Raw genomic sequence first — 23,160 nt, 5'->3', positions numbered from 1 at the left:
TGGTACGGAACCGGCCGGCCCGGCCGCCGCGAGCACACCCGGCACCCGTCACCCGGCTGCTGCCTCGGCCCGTTCCGGCACGTCGGTGAAGAGCCGCAGGCGGTGAGCCACCGCGGCGGCCTCGCCCCGGCCGGAGACGCCCAGTTTGGCCAGGATGTGGGAGACGTGGACGCTCGCCGTCTTGGGTGAGATGTAGAGCTCTTCGGCGATCTGCCGGTTGCTGCGGCCGGCCGCGACCAGGCGCAGTACGTCCTGTTCACGGGGGGTCAGGCCCAGCGACTCGGCCGGGCTCGCGGTCAGCTCCGGGACTTCGGGGGCCCGGGTCAGCGAGAGGCGGGCGCGCTGGGCGAGCAGCGCGACGCTCTCGCCGAGCGGACGGGCGCCCAGGTGCTCCGCCGCGGCCCGGACCAGCCGGAGCAGCTCGGTGGCCCGCACACGTTCGCCGGCGTCCGGCTCGCGGAGGCTCACCGCACCGCTCCGGGCGTCGCCGCCGCCCGTGACGGAGGCCGCGAGCAGGGACTCCGCCCAGCGCAGGCGGACGCGGGCCAGGTCGTACGGGCGCTCCAGGGGCTCGAACGCGGTGACGACACCGGCCCAGTCGTCCGGGGTGGCGCGGCCCTCGGCCCGGCGCACCTCGGCGCGGACCCAGCGTTCGTACGCGTGCCAGAGCGGCGCCGGCGTGGCCAGCAGCTTCGTTCCGGAGCGGATCAGCTCCAGGGCCTCGGTCCGGCCCGCGTCCGCCGCCGGGAGGCCGCGCGCGTCCGTCTCGGCGGCGGCGGCTTCGGCCAGCAGGAACCAGGCGTAGCGGTGCGTGCCGAGCGGGAAACCCGCCGAGACGGTCTGCGCCAGTGCCGCGCGGACCTCCAGGATGCGGCCGCGGGCGGCGGCGATGGTCAGCTCGACCTTGTGCAGCGGGAGGTCGTGCTGGGGCATCGGGTCGTGGCTGCCGAAGTACGCGCGGGCGGCCGCCGACTGCTCGTCGGCCTCGGTCAGTTCGCCGCGGGCCCGCGCCACGTCGGCCCGTATCCAGGCGGCGACGCCGCGGGGCTTGGTGCTGGGCACGGAGGCGCGCTCGATGCCCACGGCGTGCTCGACCGCCTCGCTCCAGCGCCCGAGGGAGGCGAGCGACTCGGCGAGGTTTCCGCGGACCCAGGCTTCGTTGTCCGCGAGGCCGTACTTCCGGGAGAAGGCGAGACCTTCCTCCGCAACGGCGACCGCCTCCCGGGAGCGCCCCACGGACTCCAGGTGGGAGGGGAGGTTGACATAGACGCGGCCCGCCACGCTGGCCAGGCCCTGCCCGGCCGCCTGCTCCTTGACGGCGTACAGCACGGCGAGGCCGCCTTCGACGTCACCCGAGTCGACCATCAGGCCGCCCAGCGTGGTCCGCGCGGTGAGTTCGATGTCCCGGGCGCCGACCATGCGCGCGTACTCCACGGCCTGTTCGGCGGCGACCAGAGTCTCCGGGCCTGGCTCGTGCAGCATGCCCCAGCCCGCCACCTGGGCCAGCACCTCCGCGTGGACGGCGGACGGCGGCAGCCCGCGCACGAGGTCCCGCGCGGTGGCCAGCTCGGACCAGCCGTCGCCCCGCGCGAGGTTCGACACCATCCTGGCGCGCTGGACCCAGAACCAGGCTTCGCGCAGGGGGTCGTCCTCGCCCTCCAGGATCCGCAGCGCCTTCTTCGCGATCTTGAGCGCCCGTTCGCGCTCACCGCCGAACCGGCCGGCGACGGTGGCCTCCGCCATGAGGTCGAGGTAGCGCAGGGGCGTGGTCGCGGGGGCGCAGCCGCAGGGCGGGTAGACCCCGGCGTAGTCGAGGGGGCGCAGCACCGCGCGGACGTCGGCGGGGGCGTCGTCCCACAGCTCCATGGCGCGCTCCAGGAGGCGCAGCTGTTCGGCGTAGGCGTGGCGGTGGCGCGCCTCGACGGATGCCTTCAGCACGGCGGGAAGCGCCTTGGCCGCGTCGTGCGCGGCGTACCAGTAGCTGGCGAGACGCGTGGCGTACTCGTCGGCCGGCACGAGCGTGGGGTCCGCCTCCAGCGCTTCGGCGTACCGCCGGTTGAGGCGGGAGCGCTCGCCGGGCAGCAGGTCGTCGCTGAGCGCCTCGCGGACCAGGGAGTGCCGGAAGCGGTAGCCGTCGCCGTCCGGCGTCGCGAGGAGCAGATTGGCGCCCACGGCGGCCCGCAGCGCCTCGATCAGCTCGTCCTCGGGGAGCCGGGCGACGGCGAGCAGCAGCCGGTACTCGACGGTGGAGCCGCCCTCGGCGACGATCCTGGCGACCTTCTGGGCGTCGTCGGGCAGCGCTTCGACCCGTACGAGCAGGATGTCGCGCAGCGAGTCGCTCAGGCCCGCGGTGCAGCCGGTCCCGATGCAGCAGGCCAGTTCCTCGACGAAGAACGCGTTGCCGTCGGAGCGGGTGAAGACCTCTTCGACCAGAGCCGCTTCCGGTTCGGTGGCGAGGATGCCGGTCAACTGTCGGTGCACTTCCGAGCGGTTGAAGCGGGCCAGCTCGATGCGCCGGACGGTGCGCAGCCGGTCGAGTTCGGCGAGGAGGGGGCGCAGCGGGTGGCGGCGGTGGATGTCGTCCGCGCGGTAGGTGCCGATGACGACGAGGCGCCCGCGCCGCAGCGTACGGAAGAGGTAGGCGAGGAGGTGGCGGGTGGAGGTGTCGGCCCAGTGCAGGTCCTCCAGGGCGAGGACGACCGTACGGTCCGCGGTGATGCGCTCCAGGAGGCGGACGGTCAGCTCGAAGAGGCGCGCCATGCCGTCTTCGCTGTGCTGGTCGCGGGCGGTCTCGCCGAGTTCGGGCAGCAGCCGGGCCAGTTCGTCCTCCTGGCCCGCGGCCGCGGCGGCGACCTCGTCGGGGAGCCTGCGCCGCAGGGTGCGCAGCGCGGTGGAGAACGGCGCGAACGGCAGCCCGTCGGCGCCGATCTCGACGCAGCCGCCCACCGCGACGACGACGTCCTGCCGGCAGGCCGCCGCGAAGAACTCCTCGACGAGGCGGGTTTTGCCCACCCCGGCCTCACCGCCCACGAGCAGCGCCTGCGGCTCGCCCGCGGTGGCGCGGGCGAGCGCATCGGTGAGCTGGGCCAGTTCGCCGGCGCGGCCGACGAACACCGGGCTGACGGACCTGGTTTCCACACCGCTGAGCATCGCACAGGGGTCCGACAACGCGGGACCCATTATGGCGCTCGCGGAAGGCGTGATCGTCATCCCGTGTCCTTCACGCCGTCACGCCGTCACGCGGCCCGCGCGAAGCGGTTGCGCAGTGAACTCACCGGCCCTTCCGGTGTGTTCTCCCCGGAAGCGCGGCCGGCCCTGCGGGCGGCCCGACGGGCCTTGGCGGCCTGATGTACGAGGCGTTCGGCGGCGGCCCGGCGCATCAGTTCGGCCGCGTACTGCTGCTGGAGCTCGTGCTGGAACATCGGGTTCTCCTCGGTGAGCGGTGTGTCGGCATCGCTTTCCGCGATGTCTCGACTTTCGCTTCCCAGGGGGTTCCGGCACATCGGGAGAGTGCCGCATCTTGGCGGCACGAAGGGCCTTAGGGACGTACGCGCAGGTGTACGTACGTCCCTAAGGCCCCTGGTGCGGATGCCCTACTGGCCTGCTCCGGCGCCCGTTTCCGCCACCGGCGGCACCGGCATGGCGGCGAAGAGGTCGAAGTACATCCCGGCGGAGACGAGCAGTCCGAGGACGCCGAGGGCGAAGCCCGCCCAGGCGAAGGAGCGGACCCAGCCGAAGGGGTGGGTACTGCCGGGCGTACCGAATGCCGGGCGGACCAGCACCACGACCGCGACGACCAGGGCGAGCAGTGCGAAGCCGCCGTTGACGAGGGCGGTCATGTGCCAGCCGTTGCCGTACAGCGCGGCGACCTGGTCGGCGGGGCTGTCGGTCTGCGTGGTCCCCAGCTGGCCGATGAGCGTCTGGCGCTCGGCGGCGACACGGCCGGTCCAGGTGCCGGTGAGGGCGGCGAAGCCGAGCACGGTGGAGAGCACCGCGGCGGCGCCGGCGCCGACGCCGGAGGAGACGCGCGGAGCCTTGTCCGAGGCGTCCGCGTCCGCGGCCTCGTTCCCGTCGTCGGCGTTCTCGTCGGCGTCGGCGTCGTTCCCGTCGCCGGCACCGGCGTTCTCGGCGTCAGCAGCCTTACTGGTCTCTTCTGCGGCGATCTTCTCCTCGCCCTGCTCGGACGCGTCTGCGGCGGCGGCTTCGTCGGACTCGGTACGGGCTGTGACTGTCATACGCCGCACGCTAGGTGCCGTTTCTGAGAGCCCCCTTAACGCGCCTCGCGCCACTCCCCCGCCAGCACCGACCAGATCTCCACGTCGTGCCGTACCCCCTGGTAGGGGGAGCTTTCGCGCAGTACGCCGTCCCGTGTCATCCCCAGCCGCTTCGCGACATTGACGCTCGCGGTGTTCGCGGAGGACGCCCTCCACTCGACGCGGTGCATTCCGCGCTCGTCCACCGCCCAGTCGATCAGCACCCGCGCGGCGCGGGTGACCAGGCCGCGGCCCACCGCGGACTCCTCCAGCCAGCAGCCCACCTCGCAGTTGCCCGTCGAGGCGTCGAAGATCCGGAAGAGGACCCCGCCGACGAGCGTGCCCTCGCGCCAGATGCCGTAGATCCGGCCGGTGTCGGCGGCCTGCTTGTCGGCGTACGACTGGAGGAAGGACCGCGCCGAACCGAGGTCCGTGGCGGCCGCCGCCAGCCCGATGTACCGGCCGATGTACTCGCGCCCCCGGTCCATGTGGGCCAGGTACTCCTCGGCCCGCCACGGTTCCAGGGGGCGCAGTTCGGCGTCGTCACCCAGCGGTATCGCGAACATCCTGCTCCTTGCCGGCTAGGGCACGAGCTGCTGGGAGTCCTCCGACTCGCCCGTGCGCTGTGCGTCGATCTTTTCATGCGCGACGCCGCGCTCGGGGGGTTCGATGCTGATACGCGGCAGCCACCGGTCGAGCCGGCGCGGCAGCCACCAGTTGGCACCGCCCAGCATGTGCATCAGAGCGGGCACCAGGAGCGTACGGAGAACGAACGCGTCCAGGGCGACCGCCGCCGCCAGCGCGATGCCGAACATCGCGATCACGCGGTCGCCGCTGAGCACGAAGGCCAGGAAGACCGAAATCATGATCACGGCAGCGGAGTTGATCACACGGCTGGTCTCGGCGAGGCCGACGCGCACCGCCCGCCGGTTGTCGCCGGTCTCCAGCCACTCCTCGTACATCCGGCTGACCAGGAAGACCTGGTAGTCCATCGAGAGCCCGAAGAGCACCGACACCATGATCACCGGCAGGAACGGCTCGATCGGTCCCGCGCTGCCGAGGCCGAGCAGCTCGCTCCCCCAGCCCCACTGGAAGACGGCCACGACGACTCCGAAGGAGGAGGCGACGGCGAGCACGTTCATCAGCGCGGCCTTGAGCGGGATGCCGATGCTGCGGAAGGCGAGCAGCAGCAGGACGCAGCCGAGCGCGATCACGGCGCCGACGAAGAGCGGCAGCTTGCCGACGATGACCTCGGCGAAGTCGTCGTAGCTCGCGGTCACCCCGCCGACGTACACGTCGAGCGACGTGCCCTGCTGGGCCTGGGGCAGGACGCTGTCGCGCAGCCGGTCGACGAGTTCGCTGGTGTCCTGCGACTGCGGCGACGACTGCGGTACGACGGTGAGGGCCGCCGTGTCGCCGCTGCCGTTGTACGTGACCGGGCTGACGGACGCGACGCCCTCGGTGGCGCGTACGGTGCCTTCCAGGGCGTCCATGGCGGCACGGTCGGCGGCGCCGTCGACTTCGGTGACGAGCGTCAGCGGGCCGTTGCTGCCGGGGCCGAAGCCTTCGGCGAGCAGGTCGTACGCCGCGCGGGTCGTCGTGGACGCCGGGTTGTTGCCCTGGTCGGACGTGCCCAGGCGGAGCGAGAGCGTCGGCAGCGCGAGGACCAGCATGACGACCGCGGCGACGGCGCCCAGCAGCTTGGGCCGGCGCTCGACGAAGGCGGACCAGCGGGCGGCGAAGCCGGTGGGAAGTTCGGGCTGCGGGCCGTGCTCGGCGAGCTGCCTGCGCTCGCGGCGGCTGAGCGCCCTCGTGCCGATGAGGGAGAGCAGGGCGGGCAGCAGGGTCACCGAGGCGGCGACGGTGAGGACGACGGTGAGCGAGGCGGCGATCGCGACGCCGTTGAGGAAGGACAGCCGCAATATCAGCATGCCGAGGAGGGCGATGCAGACGGTGGCGCCCGCGAAGACGACCGCGCGGCCGGTCGTGGCGACCGCGTTCACCGCCGCCTCGGTGACGGACAGGCCGCGGCGCAGTCCCCTGCGGTGCCGGGTGACGATGAACAGGGCGTAGTCGATGCCGACGCCGAGCCCGACCAGCATGCCGAGCATCGGCGCGAAGTCGGCGACCGTCATGACGTGGCCGAGCAGCACTATGCCCGCGTACGCGGTGCCGACGCTGACCAGGGCGGTGGCGATGGGCAGCAGACTGGCGGCGAGCGAGCCGAACGCGACGAAGAGGACGACGGCCGCGACCACGACCCCGACGATCTCGCTGACGTGCCCGGCCGATGTCTCGGTGAGGGCCACGGCGCTGCCGCCGAGCTCCACCTGGAGTTCGTCGGTCTCCGCGTCCTTGGCGGTGTCCACGACGGCCTTGGCCTGCCGCTCGAGCGCGTCGTCGGCCTGCGCGTCGAAGGTGACGGTGGCGTAGGCGGTGTGCCCGTCGGGGCTGGTCTGGCCCGCGCCCTCGCGCTCGTACGGGCTGATGACGGTCGCGACGCCGGGGAGGTCCTCGATGGCGTCGAGCGTCCGCGTCATCGACTGCTGGACTCCGGCGGCCTGGACGGTGGTGCGGCCCGCGGTGTGCCAGACGACGGTGTTGCCGTCACCTCCCCCGCCGTCGAATCCGGCGTCGAGGAGGGCGGTGGCGCGGCCCGACGGGGTGCCGGGCACCTCGTAGTCGTTGGTGTACGCCGAACCGGCGACGCCTGCGGCTCCGGCCACTGTGCCGAGCGCGAGCAGCCACAGCAGGACTGCGGCGAAACGGTGCCTGACGCACCACCGTGCGATTGCTGCCAACGGACTGGCTCCCTGGGGTTCGTGGCTCTTCACAGGGAACAACAGCCCGCAAAGACCTCATGACCTACGCTCAGCCACTCTGACACCTAAAACTGATCAATTGTCCCTTTCGTGTGCTTACTCACATGTGCTGGCCGGCACGCCGGCGCGGGAGGCCGGGCCGCGGCCCCGGGCTCCCGCGCACCCCCGGCGCTTCAGCCCGAAACGCTCGCACGCCCGTTCTCGATGTGCCCCATGAGGCGCCTGCGGAAAGCGTCGTCGCCCGTAACGGTGATGTCCAGGTCGTACCAGCCGTGCGCGTCGGCGGCCGAGTGCACCACGGTGCGACTGCGGCCCGGCTTCACCGTGACCTCGCGGGGACGCCTCTCGTCGAGGTCGGCCTCGTCGGCGTACGCGAGCGTCCGCACGGTGAAGGTCAGCGGCTCCCCGCCCCGGTTGACGAGGGTGAGATGCAGGTCACGGTCGCGTGCGTCGAGGTACGAGGAGACCTCGGCGGCGCCCGCCTCCGTACCGGCGAACTCGCGGCGGAAACCGTTCGGCCCGGTGATCGTGAAGCGGTAGGCGTCCTTGGCGAGGGGTACGTCCCACCGCGCCGTGCCCCTTACGTCCCGGTGCTGCGGGACGGCGAACTCACCGGCGTACGGGTAGAGGGCGAAGTGCGCGCTCGCGCGCCCCGTGTTGCTGAGCGTGACCTTGAAGACGCCGCCTTCGGCCCTGCCGTGGGCGTCCGGCTGGTACGGCAGCGGACGCGCGGGGCGCGTCCCCTCCTCCTGCACGGGCATGTGCTGCTCCAGCGGGGGCACGGGCCGCCAGCGCCCCGTGAACGGCGGAATCGCCCCCGGCCGCTCCACCTCGGGCTGCCGGCGTCCGCGCTTGAAGTCGAACGCGGAGGTCAGGTCGCCGGTGACGGTCCGGCGCCAGGGCGTGATGTTGGGCTCCTCCACACCCGTCCACCGCTCCAGGAAGCGGATCACGGAGGTGTGGTCGAAGACCTCGGAGCAGACGTACCCGCCGACGGTCCACGGCGAGACCACCAGCATCGGGACCCGGATGCCGAGCCCGGTCGGGCGGCCCTGCCACCGCTCGTCGGTGTTGTCCGCGGGCGGGACGGGCGGCGGGACGTGATCGAAGAAGCCGTCGTTCTCGTCGTAGTTGATCAGCACGACGGTGTGCCGCCAGACGTCCGGGTGCGAGGCGAGCGCGTCCAGCACCTGGTAGACGAGCGAGGCGCTGGCGACCGGCGACGAGGAGCCGGGGTGCTCGGAGTCGACCGCCGAGGGCACCAGGTACGACACCTCCGGCAGCTTGCCCGCCGCCACGTCGGCCCGGAAGTGATCGGCGAGCCCGCCCGTCTCGACGCGCCGCAGTCCGCGCTCGAAGAGCGAGCGCTCCTCGCCGCTCAGCGTGGCCACGCCCTCGTCCAGTGCGGCGAGCAGCCGCTCGCGCTCGGCGGCGTCGTCCGTGTCGCGGACCTTGGCGTAGAAGGCCTCCATGTAGGTGAAGCCGCCGGGAGCCTTCGCCAGCGCCTTGCGGGCGATCTTCTTGAAGGTCGTGAAGAACTCGATGTTGTTGTCGGTGAAGTTCTCCCACTCCGTGTACGTCTTCCAGCTGCGGCCCGCCTTCTCCAGCCGCTCCGCGTACGTCGGCCACGGGTAGCCGGGATGGCTGCCCTCGGCGTACGCCGCGTTGGTGACGGCCCGGCTGCCGTCGGCCTCGAACCCGGTCCAGCCGCTCCACAGGTGGTTGCGGTTCGGGCTCGTGGACGTGTGGATCGACGAGTGGTAGGCGTCGCAGATGGTGAACGTGTCCGCGAGCTCGTAGTGCATCGGCAGGTCGCGGCGGTCGTAGTACGCCATGGTGGCGCCGGTCTTGGCCGACACCCAGCCGTCCATCCAGCCCTGGTTCCAGGCCTTGGCGCCACCGCCCCAGGAGTGGTCGAGGTCGCCTATGTACTGGAGGTCCTTCTTCTGCGCCTCGGCCGCGTCCCGTACGGGGAAGGGCAGGACGGTGCGCAGCGGCCCGGGCTGCTCGAAGACCGGCTTCCCCGACGGGAGCTCCACGGCGTTGCGGTCGCCGAATCCCCGTACCCCGCGCAGGGTCCCGAAGTAGTGGTCGAAGGACCGGTTCTCCTGCATCAGGACGACCACGTGCCGGACGGCGCCCAGCCCGCCGGACGGCGGCTCCGCGGCCAGCGCGGCCTGGAGCGACGGGGGCAGCACGGACCCCGCGGCGGCCGCGCCGAGCGCTCCCCCGCCGAGTGCGAACAGCCGTCGCCGTGAAATGTCAGTGGCCAATTGATCCTCCCGAGTCAGGTGTGACGGCGGGGACGCTAATCACCTTCCGTGGCGGAAGGAAGGCCTGCGGACGGCGCACCGGTGAACGTCCTCGGCGCCCGGCCGTGCCACCGGCCGGGCGCGGGCACGCGGAAGGGGCGGCGCACCGGTCCTCACCGGTGCGCCGCCCCTTCTTCACCTGCGTACGGGCCGGGAACGTCAGCCCTCGACGCCCGGCTTCTCCAGGCTGTGCTCCGTTATTCCTTCGGGGCAAGCCGCTCAAGAACCAGCTCACGCACGCGCGCCGCGTCCGCCTGGCCCCGGGTGGCCTTCATGACCGCGCCGACCAGGGCGCCGGCCGCCGCGACCTTGCCGCTGCGGATCTTGTCCGCGATCCCGGCGTTGGCGGCGATCGCCTCGTCGACGGCCGTGGACAGCGCGCCCTCGTCCGAGACGACCTTCAGGCCGCGCTTCTCGACGACGTCGTCCGGGCCGCCCTCGCCCGCGAGGACGCCCTCGATGACCTGGCGGGCCAGCTTGTCGTTGAGCGAGCCCTCCTTCACCAGGGCGGTGACACGGGCGACCTGCTCGGGCGTGATCGGCAGCGACGCGAGGTCGCGGCCCGACTCGTTGGCGTTGCGGGCCAGCTCGCCCATCCACCACTTGCGTGCCGAAGCGGCGTCCGCGCCGGCCTCGATCGTGGCGACGATCGGGTCGATGGCGCCGGCGTTCAGGATCGACTGCATGTCGTGCTCGCTGACGCCCCACTCCTCGCGGAGGCGGTTGCGGCGTACCCGCGGCAGCTCGGGCAGCCCCTTGCGGAGCTCCTCGACCCACTCGCGGGAGGGGGCCACGGGGACCAGGTCGGGCTCCGGGAAGTACCGGTAGTCCTCGGCGTTGTCCTTGATGCGGCCGGCCGTGGTGGAGCCGTCCTCCTCGTGGAAGTGCCGGGTCTCCTGCACGATCGTGCCGCCGGAGGAGAGCACCGCGGCGTGCCGCTGGATCTCGAAGCGGGCGGCGCGCTCGACCGAGCGCAGCGAGTTGACGTTCTTCGTCTCGGAGCGCGTACCGAACTCCTCGCGGCCGTGCGGCCGCAGCGAGAGGTTCACGTCGCAGCGCATCTGGCCCTGCTCCATGCGCGCCTCGGAGACGCCGAGCGCCTTGATGAGCTCGCGGAGCTCGGCGACGTACGCCTTCGCGACCTCGGGGGCGCGCTCGCCCGCGCCCTCGATCGGCTTGGTGACGATCTCGATGAGCGGGATGCCGGCCCGGTTGTAGTCCAGCAGGGAGTGGGACGCGCCGTGGATACGGCCCGTCGCGCCGCCGACGTGCAGCGACTTGCCGGTGTCCTCCTCCATGTGGGCGCGCTCGATCTGCACCCGGAAGATCTCGCCGTCCTCCAGCTGGACGTCCAGGTAGCCGTTGAAGGCGATCGGCTCGTCGTACTGGGAGGTCTGGAAGTTCTTCGGCATGTCCGGATAGAAGTAGTTCTTCCGGGCGAAGCGGCACCACTCGGCGATCTCGCAGTTGAGCGCGAGGCCGATCTTGACGGCCGACTCGACGCCGATCGCGTTGACGACCGGGAGCGAGCCGGGCAGACCCAGGCAGGTGGGGCAGGTCTGCGAGTTGGCGTCCGCGCCCAGCTCCGTGGAGCAGCCGCAGAACATCTTCGTCTTTGTGCCGAGCTCGACATGGACCTCCAGGCCCATGACGGGGTCGTAGGTCGCGAGGGCGTCCTCGTACGACACCAGTTCAGTGACGGTCACGGTGAAACTTTCCCTCTCAGCCCAGCAGAACGTCGTCGTCGCCGAGGCGCTTCAGCTCGCGGTAGAGCAGAGCGACACCGGTGGCGATGGCGGCAGCGGAGAAAACGGCGTCGACGAGCCGGAGCGTGTCGTTCTCGAAGCGGGCCTGCTTGGCCTGCTTGAGCACTCCGAGCGCGCCGAAGGCCGTCGTGCCGATCGACAGATACAAACCGGTCTTGGACTTCTTGAAGCCCTTGGCCTTGGTCATTGCACTCACAGCGACGGTGCCTCCTCGAGCAGCGGGTGGCCCCACTTTTCCACGAAGGCCGCCTCGACGGCGGCGCCGACCTTGTAGAGACGGTCGTCCTTCATGGCCGGGGCGATGATCTGCAGGCCGACCGGCATGCCGTCCTCGGGCGCGAGGCCGCAGGGCAGCGACATGGCGGCGTTGCCGGCCAGGTTGGTCGGGATCGTGCACAGGTCCGCGAGGTACATCGCCATCGGGTCGTCGGCGCGCTCGCCGATCGGGAAGGCGGTGGTGGGCGTGGTCGGCGAGACGATCACGTCGACCTTCTCGAAGGCCTTCTCGAAGTCCTGCGTGATGAGCGTGCGGACCTTCTGGGCGGATCCGTAGTACGCGTCGTAGTAGCCGGAGCTGAGCGCGTACGTACCGAGGATGATCCGGCGCTTGACCTCGTCGCCGAAGCCGGCCTCACGGGTGAGGGCGGTGACCTCCTCGGCGGACTTCGTGCCGTCGTCGCCGACCCGCAGGCCGTAGCGCATGGCGTCGAAGCGGGCCAGGTTGGAGGACGCCTCGGAGGGTGCGATGAGGTAGTACGCGGAGAGGGCGAGGTCGAAGGACGGGCAGTCCAGCTCCACGATCTCGGCGCCGAGCCCGCGCATCAGCTCGACGGACTCGTCGAAGCGCTGGAGGACACCGGCCTGGTAGCCCTCGCCGCGGAACTGCTTGACGACGCCGACGCGCAGGCCGGCGACGGAGCCGCTCCGGGCGGCCTCGACGACCGGCGGGACCGGGGCGTCGATGGAGGTCGAGTCGAGCGGGTCGTGCCCGGCGATGACCTCGTGCAGGAGCGCGGCGTCCAGGACCGTACGGGCGCAGGGGCCGCCCTGGTCGAGGGAGGACGAGAACGCGACCATGCCGTAGCGGGAGACGCCGCCGTACGTCGGCTTGACGCCGACGGTGCCGGTGACGGCCGCGGGCTGGCGGATGGAGCCGCCGGTGTCCGTGCCGATGGCCAGCGGCGCCTCGTACGACGCGAGGGCGGCGGCGGAGCCGCCTCCGGAGCCGCCGGGGATCTTGGCCAGGTCCCAGGGATTGCCGGTCGGGCCGTACGCGCTGTTCTCGGTGGAGGACCCCATGGCGAACTCGTCCATGTTGGTCTTGCCGAGGATGACGACGCCGGCCGCCTTGAGCTTCCTGGTCAGCGTGGCGTCGTACGGCGGGATCCAGCCTTCGAGGATCTTCGAACCGACCGTGGTCGGAACGCCCTCGGTGGTGAAGATGTCCTTGAGCGCGAGCGGCACGCCGGCCAGCGGGCCGAGCTTCTCGCCGTTCTCCCGCTTCGCGTCGACGGCGCGCGCCTGGGCCAGGGCCCCCTCGCGGTCGACGTGCAGGAAGGCGTTCACCTTCTCGTCGACGGCGTCGATACGGGCCAGGTGGGCCTCGGTCACCTCGACGGCCGTGAGCTCGCCCGAAGCGATCTTCGAGGCGGTCTCGGCTGCGGTGAGCTTGATGATGTGCGTGTGGTCCGTCATGACTGTTTAGTCCTCCCCCAGGATCTGCGGCACCTTGAAACGCTGCTGCTCCTGGGCGGGGGCACCGGAGAGGGCCTGCTCCGGGGTGAGCGACGGACGGACCTCGTCCGCGCGCATGACGTTGGTCAGCGGCAGCGGGTGGGAGGTCGGCGGTACGTCTTGGTCGGCGACCTCGGAGACGCGGGCGACCGCGCCGATGATGTCGTCGAGCTGACCGGCGAAGTGATCGAGCTCTTCGCCCTTCAGCTCCAGACGCGCCAGCCGTGCGAGGTGGGCGACCTCCTCGCGCGTGATGCCAGGCATGCAGCGATCCTCAGGGGTGAGTGTGTGGGTTTTGGCCCAATCCTATGGGTCGCGGGCCCCTGCCCACGCAACGGATTCCCCGCGGATGCCGCGCGGGGCCCGCCCGGAGCCCGTACGGAGCCGTGCGGATGTCCCGCGGATACCCCGTGGATGTCCCGCGGACACCCCGCGAGTGGCTCCGGGGGCCTACTGCACCGGCTGGCCGGACGGGGAGGGGGACGGGTGGTCCGCCTCTTCCAGGGCCGCCGTCGCCGCGGCGATCCTGTCCAGGTCCACCTGCCGGTGCCAGCCCCGCTCGCCGCGCGCCAGCAGCCACGCCGTCGCCTCGTCCGGCGGCATCGCCGCCGCCACCAGCCAGCCCTGCACCGCGTCGCAGCCCAGGTCCCGCAGCCGCTCCCACGTCTCGTCGTCCTCGACGCCCTCCGCCACCACCAGCAGGCCCAGCGAGTGCGCCAGGTCGACCGTGCAGCGGACGATCTCGGCGTCCTCGTTGTCGACCGCGAGCCGGGCCACGAACGACCGGTCGATCTTGAGCTCGCTCACCGGGAGCCGGCGGAGGTGGACCAGGGAGGAGTAGCCCGTGCCGAAGTCGTCCAGGGACATCTTCACGCCGTGCCCGGTCAGCCCGGCCAGCGTGTCGGCCGCCCGCTGCGGATCCTCCAGCAGCACGTGCTCCGTTATCTCCAGCTGGAGGGAGCCGGCGGGGACACCGTGCCGGGCCAGCCGCGCCGCCACCGCGCCGGCGAACCCGGGCGTGTGCACGTCGCGCGGCGACACGTTCACCGCCACCGGGGTGTTCAGCCCCTGCTTCCGCCAGCGCGCGACCTGCGCGAGCGCGGTCTCCAGGACGTACTCCGTCAGGTGCGGCATCAGGCCCGACGACTCCGCGATGGCGATGAACTCGTCCGGGGGGACTCGCCCCCGCTCCGGGTGCACCCACCGGACCAGCGCTTCGAGGCCGGCCACCTGCCCGTCGAAGCGGACCTTCGGCTGGTAGTGGAGCTCGACCTCGCTCGCGTCCAGCGCGCGCCGCAGGTCGCCCAGCAGGCCGAGCCGGTCCGGTGTGTTGCTGTCGCGCTTGGACTCGTAGACCTCGACGCCCGTACGGTCCCGCTTGGCCTGGTACATCGCCACGTCGGCCCGGCGCAGCAGCCCTTCCGCGTCCAGCGCGTGGTCGGGGAAGACGGCGACCCCCGCACTGGCCTCCAGAACGAGCGTCAGGCCGTCCAGATCGAGCGGCGAGGAGAGCTCGGCCACCAGGTGCCTGGCGACGCGCTGCGCACTGGTCGTCGAATCGGCGGTCGGGAGCAGGACCGCGAACTCGTCGCCGCCGAGCCGCGCGGCCTCCGCCCCGCGCGGCAGCGCCAGCCGCAGCCTGTCGGCTATCTGCAGCAGCAGCCGGTCGCCCGCCAGATGACCGAGCGTGTCGTTGACCGCCCTGAAGCGGTCGAGGTCTATCAGGACGAGAGCGGTCCTGGTGCCGGTGTTCTCGGCCTCCTCCAGCGCGGGCCAGGTCCGCTCCAGCAGCCACTGCCGGTTGGGCAGCCCGGTCAGCGGGTCCCGCAACTGCTCCTCCGCCCTCGCCCTGGCTATCCACAGGGTGGAGTCCAGGGCGATCAGCGGTACGGCGAACAGCGGCAGCAGAACGGGCAGCGCCACCGCGATCACACAGATCAGCGGTGCGATGCCGAGCAGGGCGACCGCGACGAGCCCCTGCCGGTACAGGGCCGTCCGGGCGACCGACGGCAGCCGTCCGCTCCTCGGCGCCAGCGCGTACCAGAGCAGGACGCGCGTGAGGGCGAGATACGCCAGGGCGGCCAGGGCGACCTCCGGGACCGCCCCTATCCCCCACTCCAGCGGATTCCAGGGCCTCTCGACGGTCGGTACGTCGCCGAACACGGCCAGCACGAGCGCTGCGGCGCCTATGCCCAGGATGTCCACCGCGCCGTGCAGCAGCCCCTGCCGCCAGCGGTGCCTGCGGGCCATGCCGACCAGCACCACCACGGCCAGGCTGACCAGACCGGCGGGCACCCAGCCGTACAGCAGCAGGACGGCGAGGGTGAGCGCGGCGCCGGAGCCCGTGCCGCCCCACCACCGGTCGCGGCCGAGGGCGACCAGGTGGCCGACGATGACTCCGGTGAGCAGCGCGAGGGACCAGCCCACGTCGCCGTCGGGGAACAGCGCGCGGTCCCCCGTCACGGCGCCGAAGACCCCGGTGGCCAGGACGAGGGCGGCCAGTGTCACGACGGCGGCGGGCAGCACCCTCGGGGCGCCTGCCCACCGCCGCAGCCGTGAGGCCGGGTCGGCGCTCTCGGTCGGTTTCATTGCGTCCCTCTCACAGCCGGCGGTGCCCGTGCCACGTGATGGCCCCGTTGTCATGCCACCACGACAAAAGCCCTTCCCCAAGCCCTTCCTGAGCACTTCACGAGCAGGGAACACCTCATCGCAGCCGCGCACGACAGGCGCACGTCTCAACAGTAGGCCGCAGAAGGCTCTCGCGGGCAGCGGTCCACCGCTGTTGCCCGAATGCGACCCAGCCGCCCTTGTCCGTCTGCTATGCGCTGAACGGGTGATCCCGGCTGCGGTTCTTCCCCTCTCACCGGCCCTTTCCCCGCCCGGCGCCGCGCCTACTCCTCGGCGGGCACAGCTGCTTCACGGGCCGCTTCCGGGCCCTGGGCCAAAAGGACGGCGAATCCCTCTTCGTTGAGGACCGGCACCTTCAACTGCATGGCCTTGTCGTACTTCGAACCGGGGCTGTCACCGACCACCACGAACCCGGTCTTCTTCGAGACAGACCCCGTCACTTTCGCACCGAGGCTCTGGAGCGCCTCTTTTGCGCCATCCCGTGTGTGGTTCTGCAGGGTCCCGGTCACCACGACCGTGAGGCCCTCCAGCGGACGGGGCCCCTGGTCCTCACCGGCGCCCTCTTCCTCCATCCGCACCCCGGCCGCCCGCCATTTGCGCAGGATCTCCCGGTGCCAGTCCTCCTCGAACCACTGTTTGAGCGAGGCGGCGATGGTGGGTCCGACGCCCTCCACGGCGGCCAGTTCCTCCTGTGTCGCCTGCTCGATCCGCTCCAGCGAACGGAACTCCCGGGCCAGCGCCTCCGCCGCGACCGGACCCACGTGGCGGACGGACAGCCCGGTGATGATCCGGGCCAGCGGCCGCTCCTTCGCCGCTTCGATGTTCTTCAGCATGGCGAGGGTGTTCTTCTTCGGCTCGCCCTCCTGGTTGGCGAAGAACGTCACTATCTTCTCCTCGCCCGTCTTCGGGTCCCGCTTGGGAAGGCCCGAATCCTGGTCCAGGACATACGACTTGATGGGCAGCAGCTGCTCGGCCCGCAGGTCGAAGAGGTCGCCCTCGTCGCGCAGCGGCGGCTCGGCCGGCTCCAGCGGCCGGGTGAGCGCGGCCGCCGCGACGTATCCGAAGTTCTCGATGTCCAGGCACTTGCGGCCGGCCAGGTAGAACAGCCGCTCCCGCAACTGTGCCGGGCAGGAACGGGCGTTGGGGCAGCGGAGGTCGATGTCGCCCTCCTTCATGGCCTTCAGCGGCGTACCGCACTCGGGGCACTCCGCCGGCATCACGAACTCCCGCTCGCTGCCGTCCCGCAGGTCGACCACGGGCCCCAGGATCTCGGGGATGACGTCACCCGCCTTGCGCAGCACCACCGTGTCCCCGATGCGCACGCCCTTGGCCTTCACCACTTCCTGGTTGTGCAGGGTGGCGAACTCGACCTCGGAACCGGCGACCGTGACCGGCTCCACCTGGGCGTACGGCGTCACACGGCCCGTCCGCCCCACGCCGACACGGATGTTGACCAGCTTGGTGTTGACCTCCTCCGGCGCGTACTTCCAGGCGATGGCCCAGCGCGGCGCCCGCGAGGTCGAGCCGAGCCGCCCCTGGAGCCGGATCTCGTCGAGCTTGACGACGACACCGTCGATTTCGTGCTCCACGGAGTGCCGGTTCTCGCCGAAGTACGCGATGAACTCCCGTACGCCCGCGAGGTCCTCGACGACCTTGTTGTGCCGCGCGACCGGCAGGCCCCATTCGCGCAGCAGCTCGTACGCCTGCGACAGGCGGTCGATGCCGAAGCCCTCGCGGGCCCCGATGCCGTGCACCACCATGTGCAGCGGGCGGCCCGCGGTGACCTTGGGGTCCTTCTGCCGCAGCGAACCCGCCGCCGCGTTGCGCGGGTTGGCGAAGGGCTTGTCCTGCGCCGCCACCAGCCGCGCGTTCAGCTCCTGGAACTTCTCCATCGGGAAGTAGACCTCGCCGCGGATCTCGACCAGGTCCGGGACACGGTCGCCCTTCAGCCGCTCCGGAACGCCCGCGATCGTACGGACGTTGGGCGTGATGTCCTCGCCCGTGCGCCCGTCGCCCCGTGTCGCGGCCCGGGTCAGCCGCCCCTTCTCGTACGTCAGGTTGACCGCGAGGCCGTCCACCTTCAGCTCGCACAGCAGGTGGTACGGCACGGCGCCCAGCTCGGCCGCCACGCGCTCGCCCCAGGCCGCGAGCTCCTCGTCGTCGAAGGCGTTGTCGAGGGAGAGCATGCGCTCGCGGTGCTGGACCGCCGTGAACTCCGTCGCGTACGCCCCCGCGACCTTCTGGGTCGGCGAGTCGGGCGTACGCAGCTCCGGATACTCGTCCTCCAGCGCTTCCAGCGTCCGCAGCAGCTTGTCGAACTCGGCGTCGCTGACGACCGGCTGGTCCTTCACGTAGTACCGGAAGCGGTGCTCCTCGATCTGCTCGGCGAGGTGTGCGTGCCGCTCCCGTGCCTCTGCGGGTACCGCCGCCGCGTGCTGTTCGCCAGCCACCGTCTTGTCCTCCCGTTTCCGATGCCCGTCACTCAGGGTTGTCCGCGAGTGATCTCGCCGCCCGGGCGCAGTGCGCGAGGGCCGCGCGCGCATACGCGGGAGAAGCCCCCGCGAGCCCGCACGACGGAGTGATCACCAGGGACTCGGCGAGAGTCCCAGGATTCAGCCCCAGCCTGCGCCACAGCGTCCTGACACCCATGACGCTACCGGCCGGGTCCGACAACGCGGTGTCGGTGCCCGGCACGATTCCGGCGAACAGCTGCGTACCGCCTTCCACCGCCTCACCGATCACCTCCTCGTCACGCTCGGTGAGCAGCGAGAAGTCGAACGAGACCCCGGCGGCGCCGGCCCTGCGCAGCAGGGCGAACGGTACGTCCGGCGCGCAGGAATGGACCACCACGGGCCCCCCGGCGGCCCCGGTCACGTCCCGCAGCGTTCCCTCGACGACCTGGCGGTCCACAGCCCGGTACGTCCGGTACCCGCTCGCGGTCCTGACCTGCCCGCGCAGTACGGCCGTCAGCGACGGCTCGTCGAGCTGGAGCACCACCTGGGCGCCCGGGACCCGCCGCCGCACCTCCGCCAGGTGCGCCCGCAGTCCCTCGGCCAGCGATCCCGCGAGGTCCCGGACCGCGCCCGGGTCGCCCAGCGCCGCCTCGCCGCCGCGCAGCTCCAGCCCCGCCGCCAGCGTCCACGGGCCGACGGCCTGCACCTTGAGCGGCCCCGTGTACCCCTGCGTGAACTCCTCCAGCGCGTCGAGGTCCTCCCCGAGCCAGGACCGCGCCCGCCGCGTGTCGCGCCCCGGCCGGTCGCCGAACCGCCAGCCGCTGGGTTCGAGGTGGACGTACATCTCGACGAGCATCCCGGCGGTCCGCCCGATCATGTCGGCCCCGGGGCCGCGCGCGGGCAGCTCCGCCAGGTACGGGAAGTCCTCGAAGCTGCCCGTGACGGTCTTCGCGGCCTCCCGGGCGTCCCCGCCGGGCATCGAACCGACGCCGGTCGCCGGGCCCCACGCGTACGCGTCCGTGTGGTCGGTGCAGTCGGTGGTTCCGCTCATCGGCCCGGCCGCACCGTCAGGTCGTTGACCTCCGCGTCGCGCGGCAGGTCGAGTGCCATGAGGATCGTCGTCGCGACCGACTCGGGGTCGATCCACCGCGACGGGTCGTACTCCTTGCCCTCCTGGTGGTGGACCCTCTCCTGCATGGCGCTCGCGGTGCGTCCCGGATAGACCGAGGTGACGCGCACGCCGTTGTCGTGCTCCTCGTGGCGCAGCGCGTCGGCGAGGGCCTTCAGGCCGTGCTTGCTCGCGGCGTACGCACCCCACTGGGCGTGCGCGGCGAGGCCCGCGCCCGAGTTGACGAAGACCACGTGGCCCTTGTCGAGCCGGAGTTGGGGCAGGAAGAGCCGGGTCAGCTCGGCCGGGGAGATCAGGTTCACGTTCAGCTGGCTGTGCCAGGCGCGGGTGCCGAGGTCGCCGATCCCGCCGAGGTCGACGACGCCCGCGATGTGCAGCAGCGAGTCCACCCGCTCCGGCATCGGCTGGTGGGAGAACGCCCAGGAGAGCCGGTCGGGATTGGAGAGGTCGCCGACGAGCGTACGGGCGCCGGGGAGGCCCTCCGCGAGCTGCTTGGCGCGGCCCGCGTCGCGGGCCATGAGGACGACGTCGTCGCCGCGCTCGTGCAGGCGGCGGGCGACGGCGGCGCCGATGCCCGAACCCGCTCCGGTGATCACATGTGTAGCCATAGGGCCCATGCTCGCATCACTGCACCCCGGCGCCCTCGGCGGCAGCCTCTGATGTCGCCGCCTCAAGGTAGGCGAGTGCCGCCACGCCGTCGTCGGCGAAGAAGACCAGGTCGGTGAGGGGAAGGGGCAGGAAGCCCTCCTCGTCCATCCGCTGGAACTGCTGCTTGAGGCCGTCGTAGAAGCCCGCCGTGTTGAGCAGCACCACCGGCTTGGTGTGCAGGCCGTGCTTCTTCAGCTCCAGTATTTCGGTGGCCTCGTCCAGCGTGCCGGTGCCGCCGACCATGACGACGACCGCGTCGGACTTGGAGAGCAGCAGCGCCTTGCGCTCGGCGAGGTCCTTGGCGATCACCATCTCGTCGGCGTCCTTGCGCGCCGCGGCGCGCAGGAACTCCACCGAAACACCCACGAGCCGCCCGCCCCCTTCCTGCACACCGTCCGCGACGACCTTCATCAGGCCGGCTTCCGAACCGCCCCACACCAGGGTGTGGCCGCCCTTGCCGATCAGTTCGGCGAATTCGCGGGCGGGGCGCGTGTAGCGCTCGTCGAGGTCGGCGGCGGAGAGGAAGACGCAGATGTTCATCCCTCCAAAGTACGGGCCGCCTCCGGCACCGGGACGCCGGGACGGTTCGCGGAAGTTTTTCCGCGCGCACCGATGAGTTCCGGTGAGCCGCCCGGTCACCCTCTTCATGACCAAAGTGATTTCGCGTGACGGGACTCCCCTCGCCTATGAACGGCGGGGCGGGGGTGAGCCGTTGATCCTGGTGGGCGGTGCCTTCAGCACGGGCGCCGCCCAGGCGCCGCTGGCGGCGTTGCTCGCGCCGTACTTCGGTGTGGTCACCTACGACAGGCGCGGCCGCGGCGGCAGCGGCGACACCGCCCCCTACGCGGTCGCGCGCGAGGTCGAGGACCTGGCGGCCCTCGTCGAGGAACAGCGCGGACCCGTGTCGGTGTACGGCATGTCGTCGGGCGGGGCCCTGGTCCTGGAGGCGGCGGCGAGCGGCGTGCCGTTCGACCGGATCGCGGTGTACGAACCCCCGTTCACCGTCGTCGGGCCGGAGGACAGGATCGCGAAGGCGCGGTACACGGCGCGGCTTCGCGAACTGCTTTCGGCGGGGGACCACGGGGGCGCCGCCGAGCTCTTCCTGTCGGCGGTCGGCATGCCGGCCGAGGTCGTCGCGCAGGTGCGCAGGGCACCGATGTGGCCGGAGCTGGAAGCGGTGGCGCCGACCCTGGCGTACGACGACGCGGTGATGGGCGACGGCACGGTGCCGGCCGAGCGGCTGGCGTCCGTCAGGGCGCCGGTGCTCGTCGTCGACGGCGGGGCGAGCCCGTACGTGATGCGCGAGGCGGCCCGTCAGGTGGCGGGAGCGGTGCGGTGCGGCCGCCACCGCACGCTGACGGGCCAGGTCCACGACGTCGCGCCGCAGGTGCTGGCGCCGGTGCTGCGGGAGTTCTTCGCGGCGTGACGGCGTGGAGGACTCCGTCCCGGGCCCCCTCTGCTCCTCGGCCGCCGGAGAGGCCGGAGCCGTCGGAGAGGCCGGAGCCGCCGCTCAGGCCAGGGCCGTCGCCCGCGCCGTCGTCGCGATGGTCGCCGAGCCGACCACGCGTGTGCCGTCGTACAGCACGATCGCCTGGCCGGGCGCCACGCCGCGCACCGGCTCGGCGAAGGTGACGCGCAGCTCGCCGTCGACCAGCTCCGCGGTGACCTCGGTCTCGTCGCCGTGCGCGCGCAGCTGGGCCGTGTACGTTCCGCTGCCGGCCGGGGCCGTGCCGCACCAGCGGGGCCTGATGGCCGTGAGGGCGGTGACGTCGAGGGCCTCGACCGGGCCCACCGTCACCGTGTTGTTCACCGGGGAGATGTCCAGGACGTAGCGCGGCTTGCCGTCGGGGGCGGGGTGGCCGATGCGCAGGCCCTTGCGCTGGCCGATGGTGAAGCCGAAGGCGCCCTCGTGGGTGCCGACCTTGGTGCCCGACTCGTCGACGATGTCGCCCTCGGCCGAGCCGAGACGGTTCGCCAGGAAGCCCTGGGTGTCGCCGTCCGCGATGAAGCAGATGTCGTGGCTGTCGGGCTTCTTCGCGACCGCCAGGCCCCGGCGCTCGGCCTCCGCGCGGATCTCGTCCTTGGTGGTGAGGGTGTCGCCGAGCGGGAACATCGCGTGCGCCAGCTGCCGCTCGTCGAGGACCCCGAGGACGTACGACTGGTCCTTGGCCATGTCGGAGGCGCGGTGGAGCTCGCGGCTGCCGTCCTCGTTCAGCACGACGGTCGCGTAGTGGCCGGTGGCCACCGCGTCGAAGCCGAGCGCGAGCGCCTTGTCGAGCAGCGCCGCGAACTTGATCTTCTCGTTGCAGCGCAGGCAGGGGTTGGGGGTGCGCCCCGCCTCGTACTCGGCGACGAAGTCCTCGACGACGTCCTCGCGGAAGCGCTCGGCGAGGTCCCAGACGTAGAACGGGATGCCGATGACGTCGGCGGCCCGGCGCGCGTCGCGCGAGTCCTCGATGGTGCAGCAGCCGCGCGCGCCGGTGCGGAACGACTGCGGGTTGGCGGACAGGGCGAGGTGTACGCCGGTCACGTCGTGCCCGGCCTCGGCGGCTCGGGCGGCGGCAACGGCGGAGTCGACCCCGCCGGACATGGCGGCGAGGACACGGAGGCGGCGCGGGGTCTCAGTCATAGCTCTCCCAGGGTAGACGGAACCACCGACAGGGCCGAAAGCGTTATCAGGCTCATGGGACACAAGAGGCCGGCAGGCACGGGCAGAGGGCCGAGCAGACGCACCCTGCTCATCGGGGGTGGCGCGGCCGTGGTGGGCGGGACGGCCGCCGTGTTCGGGGAGGAGCTGTCCCGGCTGTGGTGGCTCGTGCCGGGCGTCGACAAGCAGCGCACGGAGGGAGAGGTGGATCACAAGGGCGCCCGGTGGGTGGCGGCGTCGGCCGCGAACCTGCGGACCGCCGACCGGCCCGCCGACTACTCCATCGACCGGATCGTGATCCATGTGACGCAGGGCAGCTTCGCTTCGGCCGTGCGCGTCTTCAAGGACCCGCTGCACGCGGCGGCCGCGCACTACATCGTGCGCGCGAAGGACGGACACATCACGCAGATGGCACGGGAGCTCGACGTCGCCTTCCACGCCGGGAACCGCTCGTACAACGAACGGAGCGTCGGCATCGAGCACGAGGGCTTCGTCGACCGGCCGGAGGACTTCACCGACGTGATGTACCGGTCGTCGGCCCGCCTCGCCGCCGGGATATGCCGGCGGTACGGGATACCCGCCGACCGGGAGCACATCATCGGCCACGTCGAGGTGCCGGGCACCGACCACACGGATCCGGGCCCGCACTGGGACTGGGACCGCTACCTGCGGCTGGTACGGGAGGAGCTGGCGGGCGGCCCGCCCGTCAAGGCGTAGCCGGCCGTCACGGCGCAGCCGGCCCGTCACGGCGCAGCAGCCCGTCAGGAA

At 72.0% G+C, this 23,160-nt stretch carries 18 protein-coding genes; 2 read left to right on the top strand and 16 right to left on the bottom strand.

The annotated features are described in order from the left end of the window. Window positions 1-48: 48 nt before the first annotated feature. The 15 genes from ACWD0Y_RS11415 to ACWD0Y_RS11345 form a co-directional block, all read right to left on the bottom strand. Window positions 49-3,150 (bottom strand): helix-turn-helix transcriptional regulator, encoded by a 3,102-nt coding sequence (locus ACWD0Y_RS11415; protein WP_450260147.1) that lies wholly within the window; start codon window positions 3,148-3,150, stop codon window positions 49-51. Between the two features lie 86 nt (window positions 3,151-3,236). Continuing rightward, window positions 3,237-3,422 (bottom strand): hypothetical protein, encoded by a 186-nt coding sequence (locus ACWD0Y_RS11410; protein WP_450260137.1) that lies wholly within the window; start codon window positions 3,420-3,422, stop codon window positions 3,237-3,239. Between the two features lie 171 nt (window positions 3,423-3,593). Beyond that, entirely contained in the window at window positions 3,594-4,235 is a 642-nt protein-coding gene (locus ACWD0Y_RS11405; protein WP_450260136.1) for a hypothetical protein, read from the bottom strand. A gap of 35 nt (window positions 4,236-4,270) precedes the next feature. Further along, on the bottom strand, window positions 4,271-4,819 hold the full coding sequence (locus ACWD0Y_RS11400) for a GNAT family N-acetyltransferase (RefSeq protein WP_450260135.1): 549 nt from the start codon (window positions 4,817-4,819) through the stop codon (window positions 4,271-4,273). A 15-nt stretch (window positions 4,820-4,834) separates the two neighbouring features. After that, window positions 4,835-7,054: an MMPL family transporter gene (locus ACWD0Y_RS11395; RefSeq protein ID WP_450260134.1), complete on the bottom strand. Its 2,220-nt coding sequence runs from the start codon at window positions 7,052-7,054 to the stop codon at window positions 4,835-4,837. Between the two features lie 194 nt (window positions 7,055-7,248). Beyond that, window positions 7,249-9,348, bottom strand: coding sequence for a phosphocholine-specific phospholipase C (locus ACWD0Y_RS11390; protein WP_450260133.1), 2,100 nt, complete (start codon window positions 9,346-9,348; stop codon window positions 7,249-7,251). A 236-nt stretch (window positions 9,349-9,584) separates the two neighbouring features. Continuing rightward, a complete protein-coding gene (gene gatB / locus ACWD0Y_RS11385; protein ID WP_450260132.1) occupies window positions 9,585-11,093 on the bottom strand; it encodes an Asp-tRNA(Asn)/Glu-tRNA(Gln) amidotransferase subunit GatB in 1,509 nt (502 codons plus the stop codon). Between the two features lie 16 nt (window positions 11,094-11,109). Further along, on the bottom strand, window positions 11,110-11,340 hold the full coding sequence (locus ACWD0Y_RS11380) for a hypothetical protein (protein WP_093798883.1): 231 nt from the start codon (window positions 11,338-11,340) through the stop codon (window positions 11,110-11,112). 5 nt (window positions 11,341-11,345) lie between these two features. After that, window positions 11,346-12,848, bottom strand: a complete 1,503-nt coding sequence (gene gatA / locus ACWD0Y_RS11375; RefSeq protein WP_450260131.1) for an Asp-tRNA(Asn)/Glu-tRNA(Gln) amidotransferase subunit GatA — start codon at window positions 12,846-12,848, stop codon at window positions 11,346-11,348. A gap of 6 nt (window positions 12,849-12,854) precedes the next feature. After that, window positions 12,855-13,151 (bottom strand): Asp-tRNA(Asn)/Glu-tRNA(Gln) amidotransferase subunit GatC, encoded by a 297-nt coding sequence (gatC, locus tag ACWD0Y_RS11370; RefSeq protein WP_015036350.1) that lies wholly within the window; start codon window positions 13,149-13,151, stop codon window positions 12,855-12,857. A 186-nt stretch (window positions 13,152-13,337) separates the two neighbouring features. Then, on the bottom strand, window positions 13,338-15,476 hold the full coding sequence (locus ACWD0Y_RS11365; protein ID WP_450260130.1) for a putative bifunctional diguanylate cyclase/phosphodiesterase: 2,139 nt from the start codon (window positions 15,474-15,476) through the stop codon (window positions 13,338-13,340). A gap of 302 nt (window positions 15,477-15,778) precedes the next feature. Continuing rightward, complete coding sequence (ligA, locus tag ACWD0Y_RS11360; protein ID WP_450260129.1) at window positions 15,779-17,965, bottom strand: NAD-dependent DNA ligase LigA; 2,187 nt, start codon at window positions 17,963-17,965, stop codon at window positions 15,779-15,781. 28 nt (window positions 17,966-17,993) lie between these two features. Further along, on the bottom strand, window positions 17,994-19,019 hold the full coding sequence (locus ACWD0Y_RS11355; RefSeq protein ID WP_450260128.1) for a methionine synthase: 1,026 nt from the start codon (window positions 19,017-19,019) through the stop codon (window positions 17,994-17,996). Beyond that, a complete protein-coding gene (locus ACWD0Y_RS11350) occupies window positions 19,016-19,705 on the bottom strand; it encodes an SDR family oxidoreductase (RefSeq protein WP_093798887.1) in 690 nt (229 codons plus the stop codon). The genes ACWD0Y_RS11355 and ACWD0Y_RS11350 overlap by 4 nt, the downstream gene beginning before the upstream one ends. A gap of 16 nt (window positions 19,706-19,721) precedes the next feature. Next, the gene (locus ACWD0Y_RS11345; RefSeq protein WP_450260127.1) at window positions 19,722-20,285 is read right to left on the bottom strand and encodes an LOG family protein; all 564 of its coding nucleotides are present in this window, start codon (window positions 20,283-20,285) and stop codon (window positions 19,722-19,724) included. 106 nt (window positions 20,286-20,391) lie between these two features. On the opposite strand from ACWD0Y_RS11345, the gene ACWD0Y_RS11340 reads away from it, so the two are divergent. Then, window positions 20,392-21,171, top strand: a complete 780-nt coding sequence (locus ACWD0Y_RS11340; RefSeq protein WP_450260126.1) for an alpha/beta fold hydrolase — start codon at window positions 20,392-20,394, stop codon at window positions 21,169-21,171. Between the two features lie 84 nt (window positions 21,172-21,255). Here ACWD0Y_RS11340 and mnmA read toward each other — a convergent pair whose 3' ends face one another. After that, window positions 21,256-22,374 carry a tRNA 2-thiouridine(34) synthase MnmA gene (gene mnmA, locus ACWD0Y_RS11335; protein WP_093798889.1) on the bottom strand — a complete coding sequence of 373 codons (1,119 nt, stop codon included), beginning with the start codon at window positions 22,372-22,374 and terminating at the stop codon, window positions 21,256-21,258. Window positions 22,375-22,428: 54 nt separating this feature from the next. Here mnmA and ACWD0Y_RS11330 point away from each other — a divergent pair, with 54 nt between their 5' ends. Next, the gene (locus ACWD0Y_RS11330; protein ID WP_093798890.1) at window positions 22,429-23,109 is read left to right on the top strand and encodes an N-acetylmuramoyl-L-alanine amidase; all 681 of its coding nucleotides are present in this window, start codon (window positions 22,429-22,431) and stop codon (window positions 23,107-23,109) included. The last annotated feature ends 51 nt before the right edge of the window (window positions 23,110-23,160 follow it).

The sequence above is a fragment of the Streptomyces altiplanensis genome (genome assembly GCF_053591575.1).
This window is presented reverse-complemented; position numbering and strand designations above follow the sequence as displayed.